Source organism: Actinomyces gaoshouyii (assembly GCF_002076915.1).
Taxonomy (GTDB): Bacteria; Actinomycetota; Actinomycetes; order Actinomycetales; family Actinomycetaceae; genus Actinomyces; species Actinomyces gaoshouyii.
Map to the genome: position 1 here is coordinate 1,475,968 of NZ_CP020468.1, position 13,480 is coordinate 1,489,447.

10 protein-coding genes are annotated in these 13,480 nt (G+C 73.6%); 7 read left to right on the forward strand and 3 right to left on the reverse strand.

Features of this window, described 5'->3' with window-relative positions; translation table 11 throughout:
* Nucleotides 1-157: 157 nt before the first annotated feature.
* Complete coding sequence (gene ligA / locus B6G06_RS06045; RefSeq protein ID WP_081171494.1) at nucleotides 158-2,734, reverse strand: NAD-dependent DNA ligase LigA; 2,577 nt, start codon at nucleotides 2,732-2,734, stop codon at nucleotides 158-160.
* Between the two features lie 171 nt (nucleotides 2,735-2,905).
* Here ligA and B6G06_RS06050 point away from each other — a divergent pair, with 171 nt between their 5' ends.
* Nucleotides 2,906-6,550 carry an FtsK/SpoIIIE domain-containing protein gene (locus B6G06_RS06050; protein ID WP_081171496.1) on the forward strand — a complete coding sequence of 1,215 codons (3,645 nt, stop codon included), beginning with the start codon at nucleotides 2,906-2,908 and terminating at the stop codon, nucleotides 6,548-6,550.
* A 192-nt stretch (nucleotides 6,551-6,742) separates the two neighbouring features.
* Complete coding sequence (locus B6G06_RS06055) at nucleotides 6,743-6,991, forward strand: WhiB family transcriptional regulator (RefSeq protein WP_017177051.1); 249 nt, start codon at nucleotides 6,743-6,745, stop codon at nucleotides 6,989-6,991.
* Nucleotides 6,992-7,150: 159 nt separating this feature from the next.
* Here the strand turns inward: B6G06_RS06055 and B6G06_RS06060 are convergent, their stop codons facing one another.
* Nucleotides 7,151-8,641, reverse strand: a complete 1,491-nt coding sequence (locus B6G06_RS06060; RefSeq protein ID WP_080462949.1) for a sensor histidine kinase — start codon at nucleotides 8,639-8,641, stop codon at nucleotides 7,151-7,153.
* Between the two features lie 65 nt (nucleotides 8,642-8,706).
* On the opposite strand from B6G06_RS06060, the gene B6G06_RS06065 reads away from it, so the two are divergent.
* The 4 genes from B6G06_RS06065 to B6G06_RS06080 all read left to right on the forward strand — a co-directional run bounded on the left by B6G06_RS06065 (nucleotide 8,707) and on the right by B6G06_RS06080 (nucleotide 11,414).
* Complete coding sequence (locus tag B6G06_RS06065) at nucleotides 8,707-9,201, forward strand: DUF2505 domain-containing protein (protein ID WP_081171501.1); 495 nt, start codon at nucleotides 8,707-8,709, stop codon at nucleotides 9,199-9,201.
* Between the two features lie 126 nt (nucleotides 9,202-9,327).
* On the forward strand, nucleotides 9,328-9,783 hold the full coding sequence (locus B6G06_RS06070; RefSeq protein WP_080462947.1) for an OsmC family protein: 456 nt from the start codon (nucleotides 9,328-9,330) through the stop codon (nucleotides 9,781-9,783).
* Nucleotides 9,784-9,903: 120 nt separating this feature from the next.
* Nucleotides 9,904-10,557 carry a hypothetical protein gene (locus B6G06_RS06075; protein WP_081171505.1) on the forward strand — a complete coding sequence of 218 codons (654 nt, stop codon included), beginning with the start codon at nucleotides 9,904-9,906 and terminating at the stop codon, nucleotides 10,555-10,557.
* The gene (locus B6G06_RS06080; protein WP_081171507.1) at nucleotides 10,554-11,414 is read left to right on the forward strand and encodes a thymidylate synthase; all 861 of its coding nucleotides are present in this window, start codon (nucleotides 10,554-10,556) and stop codon (nucleotides 11,412-11,414) included. The genes B6G06_RS06075 and B6G06_RS06080 overlap by 4 nt, the downstream gene beginning before the upstream one ends.
* An 18-nt stretch (nucleotides 11,415-11,432) precedes the next feature.
* Here B6G06_RS06080 and B6G06_RS06085 read toward each other — a convergent pair whose 3' ends face one another.
* The gene (locus B6G06_RS06085; protein WP_081171509.1) at nucleotides 11,433-11,981 is read right to left on the reverse strand and encodes a dihydrofolate reductase; all 549 of its coding nucleotides are present in this window, start codon (nucleotides 11,979-11,981) and stop codon (nucleotides 11,433-11,435) included.
* Between the two features lie 123 nt (nucleotides 11,982-12,104).
* On the opposite strand from B6G06_RS06085, the gene B6G06_RS06090 reads away from it, so the two are divergent.
* Nucleotides 12,105-13,427 (forward strand): MFS transporter, encoded by a 1,323-nt coding sequence (locus tag B6G06_RS06090; RefSeq protein WP_081171511.1) that lies wholly within the window; start codon nucleotides 12,105-12,107, stop codon nucleotides 13,425-13,427.
* Nucleotides 13,428-13,480 lie beyond the last annotated feature (53 nt).

The following is a 13,480-nucleotide window of genomic DNA, read 5'->3' on the forward strand; positions in this document are numbered from 1 at the left end:
GAGGCCGAAGGCCCGCCCCGTCCGGCCACCGGCACCGAGGTCCCTCATCCCGCTCACGGGCACCACGTGGTCCTCCTCGCCCGGGACGATGAGCACCGGCGGGGCGGGGGATCGGCACGCGGGTCGGCCGCGCGGGCCGATCCCCCACCCCGGCCCGTCATGCCCCCATGGCGCCGAGGGCAGTCGGCCCGCCGGCGAGGAGGGTCTCGAATCCCAGCTCGTCGAGGATGGGCAGGCCGAGATCGCGGGCCTTGGCCTCCTTCGAACCGGCATTGGCGCCGACGACGACGTAGCTCGTCTTCCTCGACACGCTCCCGGCGGCCTTGCCGCCGCGCGCCACGATGGCCTCCTTGGCGCTGTCGCGGGTGAAGCCCTCCAGGGCGCCGGTGACGACGACGGTCAGTCCCTCCAGGGTGCGAGCGGGGGCCCCGCTGTCAGGGGCCTCGTCGGCGGTGCGCACGCCGGCGGCTGCCCAGCGCTGAAGGATCTCGGCGTGCCAGTCCACGCCGATCCACTCGATCCAGGAGGCGGCGATGGCGGGGCCCACGCCTTCGACCTCTCCCAGCTCCTCCGGGCTCGCGACGCGAAGGGCGTCCAGGGAGCCGAAGCGGGCCGCGAGCGCGCGGGCGGCGGTGGGACCGACGTGGCGGATGGACAGGGCCACGAGCACTCGCCACAGGGGCTGGTCCTTGGCGGCGGCGAGCTGGGAGAGCATGGCGGTGGCGTTCTTGGCTGGCGCTGCCGGCTTCTTGACCTCGCCGTCCTTGGTGAGGATCGCCTTGGTCCAGAAGTAACGGACGAGGCGCCAGTCACCGGTGGGGCGCCCGTGCGCGGCGACCGGGCGCCAGACCATGACGTCGCGCAGGTCCTCGGCGGTGAGGTCGAAGAGCTCCCCCTCCCCCGCGATGGCGGGGTCCTGCTCGATGATGCCGTGCTCGGCGAGAAGGGCCTCGACGGCGTCAACGCGCTGGGAGGGGCGGAGGGCCCCCAACTCGGCGGCCTCGAGGCGAAGGCTCCCCCGCTCGGTCTCCAGGCGCGCCCCGGCGGCGAGCGCCGCGATGGCCTCGGGGCGCCCGGCGTCGGGCTGGGTGAGGGCAACGGCGGCCTCGTCCCCCAGGCCCTCGACGTCGAGCGCGCCGCGTGAGCCGATATGAGCGATGCGCTCGGTGACCTGAGCGGGGCAGGAGCGCGTGTTGGGGCAGCGCAGGTCCACGTCCCCCTCCTTGGCGGGCGCCAGGGGGGTGCCGCAGGACGGGCAGTCGGAGGGCATGACGAAGGGCTGCTCGGTGCCGTCGCGCTGGGCGACCACGGGCCCCAGGATCTCGGGGATGACATCGCCGGCCTTGCGCAGCACCACCATGTCGCCGATGAGGATGCCCTTGCGGGCCACCTCGGCGGCGTTGTGGAGGGTGGCCCGGGCGACGGTGGAGCCGGCGACGCGCGTGGGCTCCATGATCCCGAAGGGCGTGACGCGCCCGGTGCGGCCGACCTGCACACCGATGTCGAGCAGGCGCGTGTGGACCTCCTCGGGCGGGTACTTGTAGGCGGTTGCCCAGCGGGGCACGCGGGAGGTGTGCCCGAGCTCGTCCTGGAGGGAGCGGTCATCGATCTTGAAGACGATGCCGTCGATCTCATGGAGGAGGTCGTGTCGGTGCTCGGCGTAGCGGTCGATGTAGGCCTGCCGCTCGGCGGCGCCGCGCACGATGGCGTTGTAGGGGGAGGTGGGCAGCCCCCAGCGCTCCAGGAGCTCGTACCACTCGTGCTGGCTGGCGGGAAGATCGGCTCCGGGGCCGGGGATGATGGCGCCGATGCCGTGGGCGATGAAGGCCAGAGGCCGGGTCGCGGTGATCCGGGGGTCCTTCTGCCGCAGGGATCCGGCGGCGGCGTTGCGGGGATTGGCGAAGACCGGCAGGGCGGCGCCCCGGCGGGCGGCGCGCCCGGCGGCGTCATCGGCCTCGGCCTTCTCATTGGCGGCGCGGCTGGCGGCGTTGAAGGCCTCGAACTCCTCGACGGGGAAGTAGACCTCGCCTCGGATCTCCACGAGGGAGGGCAGGCCGGGGCCGGCGGGGCCCTCGGGCTCGGCACCGGTGAGGCGCTCCGGGATGGAGTCGATAGTACGGGCGTTGGCGGTGATGTCCTCGCCGGTGGTGCCGTCGCCGCGGGTGGCGGCACGGGTCAGACGTCCATCGGTGTAGGTCAGGGCGATGGCCAGGCCGTCGATCTTGACCTCGGCGGTCATGGCGAGGTCGGCGTCGGCCCGCCCGGTGGCGGCGCTCATGCGCGCAGCCCATTCCCCGACCTCCTCGAGGGTGAAGACGTCCTGCAGGGAGTACATGCGCTCGTGGTGAGTGGCGGGGGGAAAGCCCCGGGTGGCACTGCCGCCGACGGTGCGCGTGGGGGACAGCGCGTTGTCGAGGGCCGGGTGGGCCCCCTGGAGGGATTCGAGCTGTCGGTAGAGCTCGTCGTAATCGGCGTCGGAGATGGCGGAGGCGACGATCCCCTTGCCGGTACCCGCGCTGTCGGCGACATTCTCGACGGCGTCGTAGTAGTCGGCGCGGGCGGCCTCGATGGCGCGCACGAGCTCGGCCCAGCGCAGGCGGTCGGCCTCGGGGACGCCGGCGAGCTCCGGGGAGGCCAGGAGGGCGTCGAGCTGCTCGTCGGGGGTCGACGGCACTGACGGCACTGACGGCACTGACGGCGCAGCGGGCACAGCGGGCGCGGTTCGCTCAGTCATGCCCCCATCCTCCCCCATGTCCGCCACTTCCCGGGGACAGCGGTGCCCCGGGAGCAGTGGCGCCGTCGTCTCGCCATCCGCCGTGAACCACCGGGGACATCACGCAGCCCCAGCGGAGGTCCATCCACACTGGCCGAGCGCGGGCCCGGCCCCGGGGCGCACTCTCATGCCATGCCCTCGCGCTCCCCCTCCCCGGCCTTCGACTCCCCCGTCTCCGCGGCCCGCCATGCCCTGGGCCGCGCCTGGCACATGGCGGTGCTCTCGGGCCCCGACGCAGGCCTGGTCCTCCCACTGCCCGCTTCGGGGACGATCGGGCGCTGCGGGGCGCTGAGCGATCCGGAGGTCTCCCGTGAGCACCTGCGGGTGCGCTGCAGGGCCGACCGCGTGATGATCGGGGACGCGGGCTCGGCCAACGGCACCCGGGCGCGACGACGCCTGCGAGGCTGGCGCCGGCTCCGCCGCCCGCGCGCCTTCCACGAGGGCCAGCGCCTGAGGGTGGGAGGCAGTGTGCTGGAACTGCGGCGCCGGCCCGCCTCGCTCCTCGTCCCGGCTCCCGACAGCGGTCGGCCCTCCGGGAGGAGGCGGATCGGCTCCATTATCGCCGGCCTGCTCTGCCTGCTCGTCATAGGGGCGATCGTGGTCGGTGCGCTGCGCATGGGCGGGCGCGGTGGCATGGGGATGCTCATGCTGGCGCCGATGCTCCTCATGGGCATCATGAGGATCGGCTCATTGCTCTCCGGTGGGGGCGCCCGGGAACGCGGGGCCGAGAGCGCCCGCGCGGGATGGCGGGGGCGGTCGCATCGGCGGCCCGACCCCTCCGAGGCGCTCCTCGCCGTGGCGGCGCGGGCGCTGTCCGGAACTGCGGGGGCCTCGCCCCTCAGCGCCCCGGGAGCGGGCTCGGGCGCCTCGGGCGAGGAGCCGGCGGCCTGGCTCGGGCACCGTCGGCGCGGGACCGCCCTGACGCTCCGGGCAGGGGACCGCCTGGCCCTCACCGGTGCGGGCGCCCTGCGGGCCCAGCGATGGTGGGCGGCTCAGGTGCTGGCCCGGATCGGAGCACCAGCCGACTTCGCCTCCGCGCCGCTGGCCGGCGGGCGGGCCGAGGAGGCGCCGGGCATGTCTGCGCCCGATGCGCCTGCTGCGCCCGGCGAGCCCGATGATTCCCGGGCTCCGGGGGCCGCGCGCGCCCTGGTCCCCCACTCCCCGGCGAGCTGGAGAGCCCCGGGCGGGGTCCCCTCGGCGGCGCTCGGCGCGAGCCGCGGCGCCCTGGACCTCCAGATGGTCGGGGAGGCCGAGTCCACCGGGATCGTGGCGACCTGGCGCGGTGATCGCGCCGAACTGCTCATCGCGCCCCAGGGCAAGGACCTCCCTGCGAGAGCCCTGAGCGCACGACGCGCTCCCAGAGGAGCTCCGGCCGTCACCGATCGCTGGTGGGAAACGGTCCTCCTCGCCTCAGGCCGGCGGCTTCCCCGGCGCTCCGGTCCCGCCCGGCCCCGCGGGCGAGGCGTTCCCACCGGGGTGGATGATCCCCTGGCTCCCCCCGAGGGGATCATCCTCCCCGAGCTCACCGGCCCTCTCAGCGCGCGGGCCATCCGCGAGCGCTGGCGGACGACAAGCCCTGGCGGGATGCGGCTGCCCGCGATCCTCGGCGTCGGGCCGCGCGGCGCCATCGACGTGGACCTCGTGGCCGACGGGCCCCACGCCCTTCTGGCCGGGACGACGGGCTCAGGGAAGTCCGAGCTGCTCACGGCATGGCTCCTGCAACTGGTCCTGGGGGTGCCGCCGGAGCGGCTGTGCCTGGTGCTCGTCGACTACAAGGGCGGGGCGACCTTCGGCCCCCTGGAGGACCTGCCGCACACGGCGGGCGTGCTCACGGATCTCGACCCCGCTGCCACAGCACGGGCGCTGTCCTCGCTGGAGGCCGAGCTCCGGCGCCGAGAGCGCCTCCTGGCCGCGCACGGGGTCCGGGATCTGGGCGAGCTCGAGCGCCGATGCGCCTCGGCTCCCGCAGTCGGCGCGCTCGCCCGCGGGGAGGCTCCTCCCCGCCTGCTCATCGCCGTCGATGAGTTCGCGACCCTCGCGGGCCAGCACTCCGAGGTCCTCGACGCCCTCGTGCGGGTGGCGGCGCAGGGCCGCAGCCTCGGCGTCCACCTCATCCTGGCCACGCAGCGCCCCGCCGGCGCGGTCTCTCCGGCGATGCGCGCCAACACGACGATCCGCGCCTGCCTGCGAGTCCTGGACCCGGCGGACTCGCGGGACGTCCTCGGGCACGACGGCGCAGCTCTGCTCCCCCGCCATCCGGGCAGGGTCATCGTCGAGGGCTGCGCCGCTTCCAGGAGCCAGGAGGTCCTCCAGTCCCCCTGGTGCGGCCCTCGCGGGGAACTCGAAGCGCTTGTGGAGCAGGTGCGCCAGGCCCATCAGGGCCCGCGCTCGCCCGATAGCGGGACGGGGACGGGCAGTGGTGCGATCTCCAATGGCCTGTGGCGGCCCTGGGCCCCGCCACTGCCCGAGCGGGCCCACAGGGGGCAGGCGGGCGAGCTGGTCTCGACCGCCTGCCACCCCGGGGGATCGCGGACGGAGAGGGGCGAGGGAGTAGCCCTGGCGATGACGGATCTGCCGGAGGAGCAATCGCTGGGACTGTGGCGCTGGGACACCGGGGAGTCGCTGCTCGTGCTCGGTCAGGCGGGGTCGGGCAGGACCACGGCGCTGGACTCGGCGGCGCTCGGGGCGCTGGCGGCGGGCCGCGTCGTCCACCGCTGCGGCGCGCCGAGCCCCCTGTCGTCCCTGGCCGAGGGCGCCGTGGGCATGGGCACGGTGGTGGGCCCGGATGATCCCCGGCGACTGGCGCGCCTGTGGCGCCTGGCGGCGGAGGGCCGGCTGACGAGAGAGATCCTCGTCCTGGATGATGTCGACTCCCTCATCCCCGCCGTCGATGAGGCGCTGGGGCCGGGCGAGGGCCAGCAGCTCGTGGAGGCGCTGACGAGGATCGCGCCGGCCACGGGGACGGCGCTAATCATCGGCGCGCCCTTCGGCCTGGCCGGCACCCGGTGGGCGGGATCCCTGCGGCACCGTATCGTCCTGGGGGCCTCGACGCCGACCCTCGCCTCGCTGGCCGGGCTGCCCCGGGGCACGGTCACCGGCGCGGCGCCCGGCCGAGGGGCGCTGGTGGACGGCGCGGAGTCGACGCCCATCCAGATCCTCCTGCCCGCGCCCGGCGAGCGGGCCGCTCGCGGCCTCGCCGCCGCCCGTCCGCTGCGCCTGGCTCCGATCCCCCGCGAGGCGCGCCCCTCGCTGCTGCCCGTCGGGACCTGGGCGGTCGGGGGCGACGACGCCGCTCCTCTTCCGGTCCCCAGCGGCGCCGTCCTCGTGACCGGGCCCCCTGGATCGGGGCGCACCACGGCACTGCGGGCGCTGGAGGGCGCGCTCGCCGCCCAGGCGCCGGAGAGGACCGCCCCGCTGGTCATCGACGATGCCGATCTCCTTCCCCAGGCCTCTCACGCCCAGGCGGAGGCGGAGATCGCCGCCGCACTGGGCGAGGGGCGGGGCGTGCTCGTCTCGGCGACCACCGAGCGCGTGGCGGGATCCTTCCGGGGCCCGCTGATGACGCTCAAGGAGAGGGGCTCGCTGGTCATCCTGTGCCCGGGTACGGGCCCGGCGGCACAGGTGGCCGGGGCGCCACTGCGAGGGGTGATCGATCCCCGCGCCCCTCTGGCCCCGGGGCGGGGCGTGCTCGTGGATCACGGGCGTTTCACGCCCTTGCAGGTGGTTCACGGCGAGGCCGCTCAGGGGCGTCCGGCCATGCGTGAGAGAACGAGCTGACGGGGAATCGCGACTGTGAGAATTGCAACATCTTTTCATCGACGGTCTCACACGCGTCAGGTCTTGCCGTTGGGAGAACGGCGTGTGAAAGTTTCCCCAGGACGCGCGACGGCCACTCTGGCCCCCTACCGGGTGGGCACGACGCGCTCGGCCCTCCCCTCTTCTTGACTCACCTGCCCGAAGGAAGCACTCATGGACTGGCGTAACCAGGCTGCTTGTCTCACTGTCGACCCCGAGCTCTTCTTCCCGGTCGGCAACACCGGTCCGGCCATCGCCCAGATCGCCCGGGCCAAGGAGGTGTGCGCCCGCTGCGAGGTGGTCGAGACCTGCCTCAAGTGGGCCCTGGAGAACGGCCAGGACGCCGGCGTCTGGGGAGGCATGAGCGAGGATGAGCGCCGCTCCCTCAAGCGCCGCGCCGCCCGCGCCCGCCGCTCCTCCTGATCGAGACCGGTCGAAAACAACGCCGAGACCGGTTCACCCGGCGCTCATGAGCATCAACGGCGGCCCCTGACCTCGGAGGAGGCGGGGCCGCCGTTCTCACCCCCGCCGGATGCGCGCGGGACCCGGCTGCGCCGCGCGGCGCCCCAGTGGCGCGGTGGCTCAGCCGAGCACGGGCTCGCCGCGGCTCGCGAGCCTGGCGATGATGGCGACATCGGTCCCGCAGGGGCGCCCCTCCTCATCGACGACGGGCTCCCAGTCGATGCTGCCGCGCAGCTCGCCTCGGACGAGCGTCTTGACGATCCTCGTGCCCAGCCCGGTCATGACTGTTCCGGGCTCGATGCCCGCGCCGTCGTCGATGACATGGACCTCGATCCGCTCGCCGTCCCGCAGGGCACGCACGGTGACGGTGCCGTCGCGCTCCTCGAGCCCGTGCTCGACGGCATTGGTCACCAGCTCGGCCAGCACCGTGGCTAGGGCCTGGGCTCCTTCGGCGTCCACGATACCGAAGGAGCCCTCCAGCACAGTCTTGACCTGCCCCGTTGGCGTGGCAACGACCGCGGCGGTGCGCAGGATCGACTCGAAGACCTCGTCGAAGTCGACAGTCTCGTCGACGTTGTGGCTCAGCGCCTCGTGGACGGTAGCGATCGCGGCGACCCTCCGCTCCGCCTCGGCCAGCGCCTGGCGGGTCTCATCGTTGGTGGCGCGGCGGGCCTGCATCCGCAGCAGGGCGGAGACGGTCTGCAGGTTGTTCTTGACCCGGTGGTGGATCTCCCGGATCGTGGCGTCCTTGTTCATGAGGACCTGCTCGCGGCGCCGCAGCTCGGAGACGTCGCGGACCAGGAGGATCGCGCCGGCCCTCTCCCCGTGCACAACGAGGGGGATCGCCCGCAGGACGAGGAAGACACCGGAGATCTCGATCTCCGTGATCCAGGACTGCCTGCCCATGAGAACAACGGCCATGGTCTCGTCCACCGGCGTGCGCTCGGGGATGATGTCCGTGATCGCCGATGCCAGATGCGCGCCGACGATCTCCCCGGCGATGCCCAGCCGGTGCAGGCAGGAGCGGGAGTTGGGGCTGGCGTAGACGATGGTGCCCTCGGCGTCGAGCTGGACGACGCCGTCGGCCACTCGCGGGGTGCCGTGGCGCAGTGCGGTCACTCCTCCGAGGATCGGGAAGGCTCCCTCGGAGATCATCTGGCACAGGGAGTCGGCGAGGGCCTTGAGGGGCTGGTCGCCGAAGCGCTCCCCCCGCATAACCCCCACGCGCGTCTCCCGCGTGACGACGGCGACCGCCCGGCCCTCGTGGAGCACGGGCACGTACTCCTCGCGCACCGCGGTGGTCCCGGTCCACTGGGGATCGGACATGACCAGGATGGTGCCGGTGGTCAGGGTCTCCAGGGCGGCGATCTCGCGCGAGGAGGGCATGCGGCGCCCCACGACCTCCTCCAGGTGGACCGTCTGCCCCGTGGAGGGGCGGCAGTGGGCGATCGCCACGAAGCGACCGCTCAGACCGCGGACCCACAGGACGAGGTCGGAGACGGACAGATCGGCGATGACCTGCCAGTCCGCGATGAGGTGGCGGATCCAGTCGAGGTCGCGCGGCGGCAGGTCGATGGAGGCGCGCGACTGGGGCGGGAGGATCGGCGGCACGGTGGAAGCCTAATCGAGGGGACCGCCCGTGGCGCGATGGCCCCCTCCATGGCAGGCTCTACGGCATGAGGAAGACATTGACCATCACCTACCCCGCCGATCCCCCCAAGGTCGCCACCATGCTGGCGGACCCGGAGTACCAGCGCGGACGGGTCGCCCGACTCGGCTCCGAGACCGTGACCAGCAAGGTAACCACCCAGGGCGACGGCTTCTCGGCCACCGCCAGCGGCACCGTCCCCGCCGATTCCCTGCCCTCGGCCGCCCGCCGCCTGGTGCGCTCGGGCGTGTCCTTCACCGTCACCGAGGCCTGGGGCGGCCCCGCCGAGGACGGCTCGCGCACCGGCACGCTGAGCATCGACGCCGGCGGCGCGCCCGTGCGCTCCTCGGGCACCCTGGCCATGCGCCCCAGTGGCGAGCAGACCGTCGTCGAGGTGGACCTGGAGCTGAAGGTCACCGTGCCGCTGGTGGGCCGCGCCGTCGAGGACAAGGCCCTGTCGATGGCCGGGCGCGTCATCGCCGATGAGGAGTCCCGGGCCGCCGCCTGGCTGGGCTCGCACTGACCGCCCGCCTCCCCGCTCCTCCCCGGAGTATTCCCACCGGCCCGCCGTGTCCGCCCTGCGCGCACGGCGGGCCCTTCGCGCGCGCGCCAGTGGTCCCGGGCCCACTGGGCGTGCCACGATCACCCCATGAGCGATACCCCGACCATCATCCCTACCGCGAAGAACTCCGTATGGGCCGAGCGGACCGGCACGCGCCAGTACGTGGGCCGCAATCACTCCGGCGCCGAGGTGCGCATCGGCACGGGCCCCGGGGAGTTCTCCCCCGGAGAGCTGCTCAAGCTCGCCCTGGCCACCTGCAACTCCCTGTCCGCTGACCACCGCCTGGCCAAGGCCCTCGGCGAGGGCTTCGACGCCAACGTCGTATGCGCGACCACCAAGAACGAGGATGAGGAGCGCTACGACTCCTTCGAGGTGCAGCTCGTCGCCGACTACTCCTCCCTGAGCGACGAGCAGCTCGCCGTCCTGCGCCAGCGCGTCGACGGCGCGATCGACCGCGCCTGCACCGTGGGCCACACCTTGGAGAAGAGCCCCGAGGTCCGCCTGCTCATCGTCCAGGATCCCGACGCCGAGCCCGCGGCCTGACGCGGGTGCCTTCCCCGGCCCGGGGTGTCGGCGCCCGCTGGCGCCCCGGGAAGCACCCCATAGACCACCCTTGACACCTCCCTACGCACCTCAGGAGCATCCGTGAGCCGATCCACCGCCATGATCGAGGCGGCCGTCGACAAGGCGATCGCGATCCCCGCCTCGCGCATCACCGAGCGCGTGGCCCGCATGCGCCGTGACCGCCCCGGCGCCGACACGGCCGAGCTCGTGGCACTCGCCGCGGATCGCTTCCGCAACGAGGCGGGCCTGTCATCCGGGGCCGTCGGCGCCTCGGCGGCACTGCCGTCAATCGGCACCGCCAGCGCGGCAGCGCTCACCGTGGGGCAGGCGGCCGTCTTCATCGGCTCGGCCGTCACCTACGTGCTCACCGTCGCAGAGCTCCAGGGGCTGCGCGTCGTCGAGCCGGAGAAGCGGCGCGCCCTCGTGCTCTCGGCGCTCCTGGGCCGCGAGGGCTCCGAGGCCGTCCAAGGCCAGCTCGGACTGGCCAGCCTCTTCTGGGCGGCCCAGTCCCTGGCCCAGATGCCGATCCCCACCGCCAAGAGCATCAACGGCCAGCTCGCCAAGCGCCTGGCCAAGCGCGCCGTGGCCAAGGGAGGCGCCGTCGCACTCGGTCGGCTCCTGCCCCTGGGCATCGGCGCGGCCATCGGCTACTCGGGCGGGCGGGCCCTGGCCAACCAGGTCATCGAGGGCGCCCAGGCAGCACTGGGACCGGCCTCGCCCTTCACCCCCGCCATGGAGGTCATCGAGGCATGAACGGCACACCAGCACCGGTGCTTCAGGCCATGGGCCTGAGCGCGCCCGACGGCGTCAACGTCGCCTATGAGGAGCTCCTCGCGGACGTCCTCCTGAACGGCACTCTCAAGGACGACCGCACCGGCACGGGCACCCGTTCCCTGTTCGCCCGCCAGCTCCGCTACGACCTGGCCGCCGGATTCCCCCGCATCACCACGAAGTTCGTGGCGATGAAAGCGGTCAAGGGCGAGCTCCTGTGGTTCCTCAAGGGCGCCACGAACATCGGATGGCTCACGGAGCAGGGCATCACCATCTGGGATGAGTGGGCCGATGCCGACGGCGAGCTCGGCCCGGTCTACGGCGCCCAGTGGCGCTCCTGGCCCTCGCACGACGGCGGGGCCATCGACCAGATCACCGCCCTCGTCCACACGCTGCGCACGGATCCGGATTCCCGGCGGATGCTCGTGTCGGCCTGGAACGTCAGCGAGTTGGACCGCATGGCCCTGGCCCCCTGCCACGCCTTCTTCCAGTGCTACGTGGCCGATGGCCGCCTGAGCCTGCAGGTCTACCAGCGCAGCGCGGACATGTTCCTCGGCGTTCCCTTCAACATCGCCTCCTACGCCCTGCTCACCCACATGCTCGCCCAGCAGGCCGGGCTCGAGCCCGGCGAGCTCGTGTGGACCGGCGGGGACTGCCACATCTACTCCAACCATGTCGAGCAGGTGCGCGAGCAACTATCCCGCGTCCCCCAGGCCTACCCGTTCCCGACGCTGCGCCTGGAGCGGGCCGAGTCGATCGACGCCTACACGATGGATGGTATCGACGCCTCGCAGGGCTACCAGCACCACCCCTCGATCAAGGCTCCCGTCGCCGTCTGAGCCCCGGCGCCCGGCGGCTCACCGACGGCGCCAGGCGTCGACCCGCCAGGCGGCGTCCCCCGACACGGCCCGCCATGCGCCCTCGGGGTCAGATAAGGCGGTATCGCGGGCCCAGGCGGAGGTATCGATGCGGGGCGCCCGCACGGCGCCATCGGGGGCGTCGACGGCGAGGTCGAGAGTGCTCACGAGCAGCAGTTCAGCGGCATCGGCATCCATCGCCTGGGCGTAGACGCTGCCGCCGCCGATGATCCACACCCGGGGCAATGCCCCCGCCCGCACGCGCTGATCGGGGCCGAGCTCGGCGTCGAGGTCCCCTCCCGCCAGGGCGATGGCGGAGGCGAGGTCGGGAGCGGCCAGGGCGCCCTCCGCGGACCAGCCGCGCTGGCGGGTGAGGACCACGTTGCGGCGCTTGGCCAGCGCCCTGCCCAGGGAGTCCCAGGTAGCGCGGCCCATGACGAGGCCGCAGCCGAGGGTGGAGGCGCGGAAGTGCCTGAAGTCGTCGGGCACGCGCCACAGCATTCCCCCATCGGCGCCGATGACGCCGGCAGCGTCCTGGGCCCAGATCATTCCCACATGCTTCGCGCTCACGGCCGCCATCCTGCCAGGTCCAGGGGGCGCTCGCGAGCGCGGGGGCCCGGGAGACGCGGCCTGCCGGGCATCGCCGCCCCTGCCATGCCCTAAAGTGCGCCTGTGCCCCTGCCCTCCCCCTCGACTCCTGCCTCCCAGGTCTCAGGCACGGCCTGCGCCACGCTGCGCGCGCTGCTTGCCATCGTCCTGTTCACCTACGTGGCGCAGAACATGCTCAACGCGTCGATCGCTCCCCTGGCCCGGGCACTCGGCCTGCGCGAGTGGATCGTCGGCCTGGCCGTCTCCCTGGCCGCGCTCACAGTGGCCTCCCTCTCGCAGTTCTGGGGGCGCCGGTCGATCGCCTGGGGGCGCCGCCGCGTGCTGCTGAGCGCTCTCGCCCTGGCCATGATCGCGGGCTGCCTCTTCGCCGTCGCGGTGGGACTGCGGAGCGCCGGCCTGCTGGGAGCGGGCGCCGCCGCGGTGGCCGTGGTGACAGCCCGCGGCCCGTTCTTCGGCGGCGCGGTCGCGGCGATCCCACCCACCGGTCAGGCGCTCATCGCGGAGATGACGCCGGACGAGCACGCCCGGGTGAGGGGGTTGTCCGCCTTCGCCGGCGCCGTGCAGATGTCGATCCTCATCGGCTCGGTGCTCTCCTCGGCGCTGGGGGCGTGGTCGATTCTGGCCCCGGTGTACGCCACGCCCGCCTTCGTGGCGATCGCTCTGCTCATCGGCCTGCTCCAAATCCCTCACGACGGCGCCCGGTCGCCCGCCAACGGAGCGGCGATGCCGTCCTCCCCCGCGGGAGCGGACCCGGGGGAAATGCCAGCGCCGCGCGCGACCGCCCTCCCACCGCGCGTGTCCTGGAGGGATCCGCGCCTGCTGCCCTGGATCGGCTCGGGTCTGGGCATGTTCTTCAGCGCGGGAGTGGTCCAGATCATCGTCGGCTTCATCGTCCAGGACCGCCTCGGCCTGCCCCCGGAGCGCGCGGTGAGCCTGACGGCGCTCATGCTGCTGGCCAACGCGGCGGGCGCCATGCTCATGCAACTCGTCGCGGTGCCGCACCTGGGATGGCCGCCCCAGCGGCTCATCCGCATCGGCCTGACCATCGCCGTGGTCGCGCTGGTGGCGCTGGCGATGGCGCCCGCCCTTCCCATCATGGTCATCTCGACGCTCTTCCTGGGCGCGGCCATGGGCCTGGTGGGACCCGGCTTCACGGCGGGCGGCTCACTCGCCGTGCCCGCCGCCGAGCAGGGAGGGGCGGCGGGCATCCTCAACGCCACGGGCGCGGTGACATGGGTTTTCGCCCCCGTCACGGCGACGGCGCTCTACGGCTGGCAGCCCCTGGCGCCCTTCGGCCTCGCGCTGGCCGTGCTCACGGCGTCCTTCACCGTCGCCTGGACGCATCCGGGACTGCGGGGACGATCACGGAGGGCGCCGGAGGCATGACTCCCCCTCGGGTGGAGCGCCGCGCGGGGCCGATCGCAGCACTGGCTGCACCC